Source organism: Marinagarivorans sp., from assembly GCF_982758155.1.
The window spans coordinates 1-11,831 of sequence record NZ_CEXWTU010000157.1 but is presented as its reverse complement, the minus strand read 5'-3'; the positions used below and the strand labels follow the sequence as shown (position 1 = coordinate 11,831).

Here is an 11,831-nt window from a genome sequence, read left to right as displayed (position 1 = left end):
CAAGCAAGCACCCAAAAACCCAAATTCCAGCAACTTATTCAGTGCACGCCCCTAAAATACCCTGATCCCAACCTTTAGTCACACGCCCTGTCCCAATTACGCACTGAAACGGCTTATTTTTATCGTACGACGAATCGAATTGCGTGCCGTCACTTAAGCAGCCTCGATAATGCCTTGTGATTAAAGCGCCTTTTACGGCCTCTTTGCCGTCGCCCTCTTGAATCGTTGTAACAATTAGTTCGTTCATTAAATGACGCTCTGACATCAAGTTAAAACATGAGCAATTTCAAATGCAATGTTTACTCTACTTTGTAAAAACCGTATTTATCCACCGCCCAATATCCACCAACTGCTCAGGAATAACACTGTGTTCCATGGCGTAATCTTGCCAGGTAATGTCGTACCCAAGCTTAACTAACGCATCCACGCTAGCCTTTCCCATACCCAGCGGTACAACACCATCGGCGCGGCCATGCATGGCCATCATGGGTGTTTTTACATTAACACCGCTGTGCTCAGCTTCTGCATTTTTAGCAAAGGGCAAATAAGTTGATAAGGCTAAAACACCTGCCACTTTCTGTTTTAAACGAATGCCCGTGTAATACGCCACCGCCCCGCCCTGTGAAAAGCCAGCAATAATGATATTTTCACTCGCAATACCTTTAGCCACTTGTTCCGCAATAAGTGCCTCTAGCGTTTTTTGTGATTCAGTAATACCGGGTAAATCTTCTTTATCACTAATGTCACTGCCTTTAATATCATACCAACCTGGCATAACATGGCCGCCATTAATAGTGATTGCTCGATCGGGCGCTTGCGGGAATACAAAACGAATAGTGAGCGTTTTCGCGAGCTCTAAATAAGGTATTACCGGTACAAAATCGTCGGCAGTTGCACCCAAACCATGCAGCCAAATAATGGCATGCGTTGGCTTACCGGTACCGTGTATTTTTTCAATCGTTGCTGTCATTGCTTGTTTTCCAATCAATAAGAATAAGGAGGGCGACTGTCAGCCATCATTTTATCAAGTTTCTTTTGTGCTACCTTCGGTTTTTCTAGGTCGACTAATTCAATCATTTCGCATTCGTCCCTCACCATTTCGTCAATATGGGTGGGGTAATGCCGGCAATCTTCAGGGCGATCATCATAAATACTGCAGGTGTATTTTGGCGAGTTAGGCTCCAACACCAAGAAAGGGCACCGCTGCAAAGGCTTACCGGTTACTGGGTCTACCCATATTTGGCCATTGCGCACAAAAGCGAAGATCTTCGGCTTAAATAGCTCCCACATTTCAATCTCGCTAGCAGAAGCCGATAACCCACCATCGCTATATTTCATGCAGCATTTCCCGCACTGATTACATGATTTCATTCTGTACGCGACTCGAATTATGACGATAAAAAGCGATCTTACGGACCGCCCCTCTTCAATAAATATTACTCAGCATATTGCCTTACATTGCCTTTGCCATCATCGCTTTACGCACTAACTGCACAAACTCGGTACGGTAGCCATAGGTATCTTCACCTTTATTCGCTTGCGCCAACGCCAAGGCCTGATCAAAACCCCACTCGCCCTGATTTTGCCCGCCTTTAAGTAACTCGGCAAAGCCTGCAACGGCTGTTGCAAAATTAATTTCCGACAACAGACTTGCATTAACCTCTAGCGCCTCTGCTGTAATGGCTTTTTCGATAAGCTTAGAAGTCTTTTCATTTGGTAATTTATAACGCAGCTTTAAAAAACCATATTCTCTAACAGTTGGCTTTTTGTCATTTTTTGTCGAGGCGTAACGCAAATTATCGATTTGTTGATGCGCCGAGGCTGTAGGTACAAACTCATAAATAGCCGTAACGGTATGACCTGCACCAATATCACCAGCGTCGACTTTATCGTTATTAAAATCCTCCCGCTTTAAGGCACGTGTTTCGTAGCCTAACAAACGGTATTCACTCACTTTTTCCGGATTAAATTCCAGTTGAATTTTAACATCTTTAGCGATGGGGAATAGTGACGAAGTCGCTTCGTGCACCAACACCTTTTGCGCTTCACTGAGGGTATCGATATAAGCCGCTACTCCGTTACCGTTTTGCGCTAGTTCTTGCATTAAATGGTCGTTATAGTTGCCCCGCCCAAAACCCAGTACCGATAGAAAAATACCTTTCTCGCGCTTGCGTTCAACAAAACCTTTAAGCGCATCTGGTTGGGATATTCCCACATTAAAATCGCCATCGGTAGCCAGAATAATCCGGTTAACGGCATTTTTATCAAAATTGCGCTCAGCCAATGCATAGGCCAATTCAATACCTTGCGCACCCGCTGTGCCGCCACCTGCACTTAAACGATCTAAGGCATCCATGATTTTAGCCTTATCCTTCACGGCAGTTGGCTCTAATACGGTGCCCGCTGCGCCAGCATAAACCGCAATCGCGACGGTATCCGTAGGCTTTAGCTGCTCTAACAGTAAATGCATCGATTGCTTAACCAAGGGCAATTTATCACGACTATTCATAGAGCCGGATACATCAAGCAAAAACACTAAATTGCTATTAGGTTGTTCATTGGCAGCAATGTCGTAACCTTTAATGCCGATATGCAACAACTTTTTATTCTCACCCGGCTTGGACCAAGGCGCATCGGTAACCACAACCGTCGGTTTAAAGGGCTGTTTTTTATCTTCGGCTAGAGGATAGCTGTAATCAAAATAATTGAGCATTTCTTCCGTTCGCACAGCTGCCTTCTGCGGTAAATGCCCATCATTCAAACTACGGCGAACAAAACTGTACGACGCGGTATCCACATCAATAGAAAATGTCGACACGGGGGTTTCACTCACCTTTTTTACGCTATTAGCATCAACCGTTTTAAACTGATCCCGATGTTCGGTTTCTACCGGCATGCTTATATTGTCTGCTACCTGCTTACTTTTCGCCAATGGTTGCGGCGCCGCTGCCAACTTGCTGGATTCCTTGGTCCGCATTAATGCAGAGACGTTAGTGGTGCTAGGCAAAGCAGCAATACTTTCCGCCGGAACTCTACCGGCCAATTCACTGACCTCGTGTTTCATCACTTTTTTTTCTAGCTGTGAATCACGAATCTCCATCACAACCACCTCTTCAAGCTCTGCCATTGGAGGGACTGAGCTCGGTACGCTGTCGTCGCTCAAGACTAAATCAGCCGGCGCATACAGCTCGCCTAGTGCGCCATCTGGCGATTTGTGCATTGAAGGCCCGATTAATATAAAGCCTGTAACCACCGCCGCCGTAGAACCTAAACCACCCAACAACCAATTTTTTGAAAATGTTTTCATTAAGTTTTCCTCGCGTTTTATTGTGTTTGTACGCGTAAGACGCAGGCGCCTTAAAAATCCTTGGAAAAAACTTTCAACTTTTTTCGATTCGGTTTGCGTAGCCGCAGAAGATTCAAATTCTGCCATGGCAGCCGCAAGGGTATTGGCTTTTACTTTAGCGTCGATATCGGGATTTTCTGATTGTAATAAAGCAATAAGCTCTGTCTCTTTCATGATAATGCCCCCGTCGCTTCGTCGAGAATTTTTAACAGCTTGCGAATTTCGTGAATACGCCAAGACACCGTGCTTTCCTTAACTTCTAAAATTATGGCCGCTTCGGCATGCGTCATACCCTCAGCCAGCACCAATAACAAAGTCTCTTTAAAGCCTTTCCCCATTGCATCTACCTGCGCTAAAACACGCGCAAGCTCGGTGGGCGCTTCGGTAGTATTACTAGCCTGCATACCCTCAGAGCATGGCGCTGTTTGGCTCCCTTCAGCAGAATAATGCCTTTTTTCACTGCGCCCCCAATCGTTAGCGCAGTTCAGCACCAGCCGGTACAACCAGGTGGTAAACGCCGATTCGAAACGAAATTGTTTAATCACTTTCGCTAATTTAATGCAGGCCTGCTGGGTAATATCCTCGGCATTATGTTTATTGCCCGCCCATTTAAAGGCAAAGCGATAAATGATGTCGTACACAAGGGATAACAGCACCGCAAACGCTTTTGAGTTACCGCCTTGCGCTGCACGAATGAGTTTATCTTCCACCATGAAACAAGCCTTATTAAAAGGGTAATATTTGAACGTTATCCATTAGACGTCGCCATCAGGACTTTCCTTGGCTGCGCTCTAGCTTTTTGCCCACCACCACGCGCGCAGAAGCAGGCCCGGATACCCGCTAGCCCCCATGGTGTAACCCACAATAGTGCTGTTTTTAACAAACAAGACTGTAGGCGTAACTCCCACACCCCACTGCCGCGCAATCGCTTGGCTATCGTCATTAACCATCACCAAGCTTGGAGTGCTACCCGGAAAATAACCTTTAAGCACCCCATCATCGCCTGACGCCATCGCAATAGTAACGACGGGATAATGCTTTGCCAGCTGCTCTACGGAGGGTGACGTTACCTTACAAGGCCCACACCATGTGGCCCAGAAGTAAACGACCGTCAGGCCTTCACGCGATAAAGCCGAAAGGTCGACACTATTACCCTTAAGATCCAAATAAGCCCCCTCAGGGATGGCCGACAACGGCAATGCCCTGCCCCGCCATCCATCCAATACCGCTGATAACACTAAAAATACCAGCACGAAGGCGCCACCCTGAAGCAACGCTTTGCGTAGCCAGAGCCATAAACGTAGTTTTTTTGACATCACATGCCTCGTTAATGGCCTATTTGCCAATATTCTTAAAAGCTAATAAAAGCACAGCCCTTATAACCGTACCAGCTGTCCGCTTACTCCGTGTAAGTCGATCAGTATTTTGCCGCCACTGTACCTAAAAAACATTTGCCAGCCTATAGACCGGCCACTAATGAACAAAAAACACGACACAATGTAATATATATTTTACATTGAGTAAGTATTACATTACACTCAGCTCAAGGCTTAGCAATAATCCACCCCACACCCACCCGTACATGAAAGGTAAATGCGATGAATTTCTGGCAAGAACTATCAAATAAGCAGCAAAATATTATTGGAGAACTCGTACTTGAGATCGCCATTGTTATCTACTTCATCAATAAAATAATGGGGCTAGGCACCGGTACCGAATGGATCAGCGCCGATGTTGGCTGGATTGTAAGTAAAACAGTTGTATTTGCCATTATTGGCGGTATTGCTCTAATGGTCGTCATTAACTTTCGCGGTGAAGAACCCGCCGATGAGCGAGATCACCGCATTGCCGCCAAAGCCAACCGTCTTGCCTATATCAGCCTCTATTTTGGTATATGTGTCGTGATTGGACTTATTAGTAATACCCATATTGCCGGTGATTATTTCTTTAGTGGTAAAGGGCTTTCCATCGATTATTTTCATATTATGTTCGCGCTTATTGCCGTATTAACGCTCTCGTCTTTCATTAAATCATTCACCCAGCTTTACCTGTACCAATGGGGAAAAGTGTAATGCCAGAAATCACCAACAATATTCGTCGCTTACGATTTGATAACAACGAAATGACGCAAGCTCAGCTCGCAAAAGCCGCCGGCGTTACTCGCCAAACCATTAGCGCTCTAGAGGCTAATCGCTATTCACCGTCGCTTGAATTAGCCTTTAAAATTGCAGAAGTATTCGACGTTTCGATTATGGAGGCTTTTGGGTATCAATAGATTGCATTAATAAGGAGGAAAACACTCCATTCCATAACCGAAAAAAGGCGCCTAATGGCGCCTTTTTTGTCACTCCTCTAGTTACCGCTAAAAACCAAAACTCACATTCAAATCAACCCGATCACTGTCCTTATGATCAGCCCAATCTTTTTGGTAAGTGAATGTAAAGACCATATTATCTTTCGCTATTTTCTGTATGGCTAATTGCGTATGAACAATTGGATCACTTAAATCGACGGGGATAGTCATAGGGCTAGCCCCTTCTGGTGCACCTTGGAAAACAGCATTGGCATAAGTCGAGTCGCCAATGATATAGCTTTGCACTCCTACATCTAAACTAACCCTTAAAAAATCAAAGTCCGTTTTAAAGAAGTCACGCGCGACTTTAATACCCGGCTCCACCCACGCATGATTTTCGCTGTAGTTTTGTAACTGCAAATTAAGCGATCCGGCACCCACCTCTTTAGCCGCCGCTGCACTAAGGTGCTCAAACCCGACACCAAAGCTCGGCATCAATAAATAATCACCCACAACCATTTCGTGTTCAACGCTCACTACATTACTGAGTACCTTCGCTTTACGCTCTAACTGCGTTGCAAAGGGTTCAATCACTTCACCGATTCGTTGGGTCTTTATATTACTGTTGGTATAACTTAATACCGCCGCCAATTGTGTTGCACCCGCTTGATGTGCGACGGATAAACCAAATTGATTGCCACGACCATCGGCTAACCAGCGCTTATCGTAACCTTCGCTATCGTGGCTTTCAGCACTGTATCCCACACCCAATGACCACTGCCCAGCAAACTGTTTGTTATAGCCCAGCGAAAAACGATTCGTCGTTAGCTCAGTGGCTTTGTAGTCTGCGTACTGCTCGGTCGACGAGCGCTGATGCTCAACTTGATACCAAAAACAATTCCCTGCTTCATCATTTTTATAAGCTGCACCACTGCTATCGCAAGACAACATTCGCGAAGAAAACAAATGCGCACTTTCGAGTAACTGCACTTGCTGATGCGCATAAAGCTCAGGCGACATTTGCGAAAGCGAATTGCGGTAAGCAGGCATATCGGGATCGTAAATAAGCTTAGTGACGACGGCATCTATGCCTGAGTCACCACCGCCAGCTATTTGGATGCGATTAAAGTACTGCCCTAATTGCGTCAGGTTGGCACTCATACCTTGAGGTGCAAAATCGATATTATATTCCAGCTGCGCTTCGGTTGGCTCAAACACTAAGCCGTAGTTAATCACCACACTTGGCGCGGTCACTAGCTCTAAGCCGTTGTTGGTTAAACCCAATTCACCGGCGTATAACACTTTGCTATACAAACCAATGGGCACATCTTGTGGGTTAAGCAGTGCAACATCCACAATACCGTCTAATTCAACCGTACCACCGGCAAGCACCTGATCAATCGTATCAGGGGTAAAGTCCAATTCGGCGTAAGTGATACCCGTACCCGTTTGCTCAAAGCTACTGGATAAGATGACCGTTTCAGCAAGGCCTGTATCACCTGGGCGCAGTACATCGTTGTTTTGTAATAGGCTCGCCGCTTGGCCTAGCTGAATCTGTGAGCCTGTCACCATCAAACCATTATTAGTAATTTTATTTAAATTAGAGCCCAAATCAATATTGCCGTAAATAAGCGCGTTGTTGGTAACCGTGTTGTTACCCCCTTGCGCATATAACGCCATGCCAGCCAATTCATCGAGCGTTGTGATTGTGCCGTTATTAACCAGCGTATTATTTTCACCACCCGTTAAATGCACGCCTGCACCCTCACGGCCGCCAATAACACTGTGATCAGCACCAATAGTGATGGCAATATCCCCTTGGCCATCACTAGCATCGGACTGCAATAAAATCGCATCACTGCCATTCCCCATCACAGCGATACTCCCTTCTAGCGTAAACGTAATGTCACCCGCTAGCCCGGAGCCACCAGCACTACCCGCAAAACGATTATTCACGAGGCCACCGCCACCGCCCAAGCTTTGCAATACCACACCATGTGCGCCATCACCGAACGTCACAACATCACCAGACTGGTTAAAGGTAATGCTACCGCCGTTACCCGTGTTATCGCTGTTTAAGGTTATGGCTAACGCCTCATCATTAACATCGCTGTATGCGGTGCCACCACCGCCACCAATCGACTGCACAATCACGCCGTGACTCATTGCGCCTTGGGTTACAACACTGCCCGTATTGGTAAACGTAATATCGCCGGCATCCCCTTGGGTATTGCCCCGCCCGCCAATGCTCAGGTTTACATTATCTAAGCCATCAACACGGGCGGCACCGCCACCAGCACCAACACTTTGCACCAGTAACCCCGCCGAGGCGATCCCCTGAGTATTCACATTACCCTCTAAGGAAAATGCAATATCACCGCCATTATTATTGCTCCCTTGGTAAGCCCCTAGCGCCAAGTTTGCCACCTTAGAACCTACATTAGATGATGAATCACTGACGTTTTCAGGATGCATAACTTGCGCGGTTATCTTACCGCCACCGCCACCAATACTCTGTAAAACTAAGCCTTGCGAACGTTCGCCATCGGTTTGTAAATTACCATCAAGCGCCAGTGTAATATCACCACCGTGGTTGCCGGTGTAAGTGGCGCTATCCTCAGCTTCATCCGAAACACTGCCGCCAAGGCTTAGCTCCAAATCAATCGTCGCCTCATCATCCGTGGTTAACTGAGTACTGTTATTACCGCCACCGCCACCAATCGATTGCGTTTGTGATGCGGTTGAATCATCCCCTGTGGCCCATAAACTACCAAAATGACTCGAGACAATATCGCTGCCCACGGCATCTTCGGCGGTATCCACACCTAAGCCCACATAACCTTTCACGATATTCGTTAGCTCTTCAATAACACTATCGGTTTCATCAATATCAACACTATCATCACCCAGTAATGCCGCTTGCTCGCTAATATCGATAAAAGTTGTCGCATCACCACCGCCACCATTCACCGACTGTACAAAGTGGGCCTGGCTGTTCGCACCTAACATTGTGATGTCGCCCGTGGTGTTTAGCGTTACCGTACCCGCCGTACCAGAGCTTCCATCTTTTACCCCCATTAACGTGGACATCGTGTAATCAACGGCAGTCCAAATAGGGCTAGAGATAGAGGTTTGAGCCGTACCGCCACCCCCGGCAATACTTTGCGCAAAGATACCGTAAGCGTTATCGCCGTGTGCCGTAATACTACCGGTGTGGGTGACAGTGATATTTCCACTATCGGCACCTTCACCCCCGCTGCCACCCAATGCGGCATTTAAAAGGAAGGGCGCCAAATTCGTTTTCGGGTTAGTCGCTAGATCATTAGAGATACTCGCCGCAAAACCCCCATTACCGCCACCGCCACCAATGCTTTGCGCAAAAATACCGTAAGAGGCCTCACCGTAAACAGTAATTGTGCCGCTGTTATTCACAGCAACATCGCCGGAAGTGTTGCCAGAACCGCCACTGCCCCCCACGGCAATACTGCTAGTGCGATTGGTCGTTTCGGTATCGCCAGAGGTCGTACCCAACGTTAGGTTGCCCGCTAATGCCAAGCCGCCTTCTCCGCCGCCACCACCAATACTTTGCGCCACCACCCCATGGGCAGCATTACCAACCGTGGTGATATCACCATCGTTGGTTACATCCACCACGCCAGAAGTACCCCCGGTGCCGCCCGAACCACCCAAAGCAAACGCAAAGGCACTGGCCGCTGACTCTCCTGTGCCTTTGGTGACATTGGCGGTAATGGCTGTGCTGCCTGTACCGCCACCGCCACCAACACTCATGGCAAAAATACCGTGAGCACTGTCGGCCATGGTTAATATTTCAGCCATGTCGTCACTGGCCGTGGGCCTATTCACAACCGTAACATCACCACCGGCTCCTCCTGTGCCGCCATCGCCGCCTAAGCTAAAGCTCATTTTGTTCGCACCACCGCTGGTGGTTAAGGAGCCGGTTAAAACCGTGTCGGCATTGCCGCCACCACCGCCAATACTTTGAGCAAACAAACCAATGGCGCCGGCCTCCAATGTCGCAATTCGACCGCTATTATTAACATTCACAAGGCCACCTGCTGCACCATCGCCACCATCGCCACCAATAGAAATATCCAACCGTGTCGCATTATCGCCGGTTGAATTTTTTAAGGTGTTAAGCACCATGCCTGCATTACCGCCACCGCCGCCCAGGCTTTGCGCCAACACGCCATAAGCATTAGTGCCTTGGGTCGTAATAATGCCGCTATTACTCACATTCACTTCGCCGCCGGTCATGCCGGTGCCGCCACCGCCACCCACTAAAACACTCACGCCAGTGCCTTTATCTGAGGGTATCCAGCCGGTTTTAGTCATGCCGCCTGTACCGCCGCCACCGCCAACACTCTGCGCAAGTATTCCAATGGCGTCATCGCCTAAAGTGCCCAGCAACGCCGATGAATCAACCTCTACCTTGCCACCAAGGCCACCTTCACCGCCGTTGCCACCAATGGCGAGTGCCGCCGAGGCACCGCTGCCACTGGCACTACCGCCATTACCGCCGCCACCGCCAACACTTTGAGCAAAGATGCCATACGCGGTTGCGCCGGAAGTGCTGATCAGGCCTGTAATATCAACCGCCACATCACCTGCCGCGCCACCAACACCCCCTTCCAAACCAATGCTCAGGCTAGCGCCTTGGGTCGATTCACCTTCAGTGCTGGCACCGGTGACACTCACCGAGGTGCTATTACTATTACCGCCACCGTTACCCACACTTTGGGCTAACACACCGTGCGAACCTTCGCCCGCCGTGATTAAATTACCGTTAGCGTCCACCACAACATTGCCACCAGAACCGCCATCGGCGCCCTCGGTACCAATTGTGATATCCATTTTACCGCCACTGACTTTGTTATAAGCCATGGTAAGGCCGGCATTACCGCCGCCGCCGCCAACACTCTGCGCAAAGATCGCATGCGCATAACCTCCTAGGGTATTCACATCACCAGTGTGATCGATCGAGACTTGATCGCCTTGCCCGCCCACACCGGTGCCACCCCCCACATTTATCGCTAACGCTTTGTTCTCTTCATTTTTGCCTTCATAAACCAGCGAAAGGTTAATGGTCGCGTTACCGCCACCACCGCCGATGCTTTGCGCAAACAAGCCGTGGCTTTCATCTTGAGCGGTAACCACATTACCCACATGATCAATATCCGCGGCCGCACCATTACCCGCAGCCGCGCCTGAACCACCTATATTTAATTGCATCGCGTTGCTAGAAGCACCGTCGTCAGCACCAGCAAGACTAATACCGGCTGTGAAGTTCATGCCCGCATCGCCACCACCACCGCCAATACTGGTCGCCTCGATACCAATAGCCCCGATACCATCGGTTGTAATCAGGCCCGCTGCCGCATCGACAGTACCGCGATTAACACTGGCCGCATCGGCATTACCCGCCGCCCCGCCAGAACCGCCAACACTGACCGTAATCGGTGAGCTATCTTTGGCGAAAACCCCCGTAACATTCATGCCACCGGTACCGCCCCCACCGCCTAAACTTTGGGCAAAAATACCGCGAGCGTAATCGCCTTCGGTGGCAATATTACCGGTTGAGACAACCGCAGCTGCACCAGCGTCGGCCCCTGTTCCGGCCGAACCACCCACCCCAGCGACTATCGTTAAATCCGTTGCGCCACCCGAATTAGTGGAGTCGGCCCAATTGATTTCACCCGAAACATTCAAGCCTCCATTACCACCGCCGCCAGCCAAGCTTTGCGACAAAATGCCATGGCTCCAGTCACCGGCGGTTGTAATCGTACCCGTGTGGTTAACCGAGGCATCACCACTGATTGAGCCTTCACCGCCGGCACCCCCAATGCCTACCGTTATAGACGGAATATCCGCTGATTTACCCAGCGATAAACCACCACTCACATTCAAGCCGCCGTTACCGCCACCGCCGCCAATACTTTGCGCCACAACCCCGGCGGCATTAGTACCCGTTGCTTCAATATTGGCTACCGCCACCACCGTCGCATCACTGGCTGTACCGGCATCGCCACCGGCGCCGCCCAAACCAAAAATCATGGGCGCATCAGAAGCAATGCCACCGCTAATATTAATGGCCCCTTCGCCACCGCCACCACCTAAACTTTGCGCTGTTAACGCCGCATGGTCATCACCCGCAGCATAGATATGTTGTAAGGC

Annotated in this window: 9 protein-coding genes; 2 read left to right on the top strand and 7 right to left on the bottom strand. The window is 49.0% G+C overall.

Annotation, left to right across the window (positions count from 1 at the left end; all coding sequences use genetic code 11):
- Positions 1–34 precede the first annotated feature (34 nt).
- The 6 genes from AC3A8L_RS15055 to AC3A8L_RS15030 all read right to left on the bottom strand — a co-directional run bounded on the left by AC3A8L_RS15055 (position 35) and on the right by AC3A8L_RS15030 (position 4,662).
- Positions 35–247, bottom strand: a complete 213-nt coding sequence (locus AC3A8L_RS15055) for an FKBP-type peptidyl-prolyl cis-trans isomerase (RefSeq protein ID WP_487963091.1) — start codon at positions 245–247, stop codon at positions 35–37.
- 57 nt (positions 248–304) lie between these two features.
- Entirely contained in the window at positions 305–970 is a 666-nt protein-coding gene (locus AC3A8L_RS15050; RefSeq protein ID WP_487963090.1) for an alpha/beta hydrolase, read from the bottom strand.
- Positions 971–984: 14 nt separating this feature from the next.
- Positions 985–1,371 carry a YkgJ family cysteine cluster protein gene (locus AC3A8L_RS15045; RefSeq protein WP_487963089.1) on the bottom strand — a complete coding sequence of 129 codons (387 nt, stop codon included), beginning with the start codon at positions 1,369–1,371 and terminating at the stop codon, positions 985–987.
- 82 nt (positions 1,372–1,453) lie between these two features.
- Positions 1,454–3,520 (bottom strand): vWA domain-containing protein, encoded by a 2,067-nt coding sequence (locus tag AC3A8L_RS15040; RefSeq protein WP_487963088.1) that lies wholly within the window; start codon positions 3,518–3,520, stop codon positions 1,454–1,456.
- Positions 3,517–4,059, bottom strand: coding sequence for an RNA polymerase sigma factor (locus AC3A8L_RS15035; RefSeq protein WP_487963087.1), 543 nt, complete (start codon positions 4,057–4,059; stop codon positions 3,517–3,519). The genes AC3A8L_RS15040 and AC3A8L_RS15035 overlap by 4 nt, the downstream gene beginning before the upstream one ends.
- Before the next feature lie 78 nt (positions 4,060–4,137).
- Positions 4,138–4,662 (bottom strand): thioredoxin domain-containing protein, encoded by a 525-nt coding sequence (locus AC3A8L_RS15030; protein ID WP_487963086.1) that lies wholly within the window; start codon positions 4,660–4,662, stop codon positions 4,138–4,140.
- Between the two features lie 282 nt (positions 4,663–4,944).
- Here AC3A8L_RS15030 and AC3A8L_RS15025 point away from each other — a divergent pair, with 282 nt between their 5' ends.
- Complete coding sequence (locus AC3A8L_RS15025) at positions 4,945–5,418, top strand: hypothetical protein (RefSeq protein ID WP_487963085.1); 474 nt, start codon at positions 4,945–4,947, stop codon at positions 5,416–5,418.
- On the top strand, positions 5,418–5,621 hold the full coding sequence (locus tag AC3A8L_RS15020; protein ID WP_487963084.1) for a helix-turn-helix transcriptional regulator: 204 nt from the start codon (positions 5,418–5,420) through the stop codon (positions 5,619–5,621). Before AC3A8L_RS15025 ends, AC3A8L_RS15020 begins: the two co-directional genes overlap by 1 nt.
- Positions 5,622–5,708: 87 nt before the next feature.
- On the opposite strand, the gene AC3A8L_RS15015 is transcribed toward AC3A8L_RS15020, so the two are convergent.
- Positions 5,709–11,831, bottom strand: a 6,123-nt coding sequence (locus AC3A8L_RS15015) for a hypothetical protein (protein ID WP_487963083.1), incomplete at its 5' end; no start/stop codon positions are given.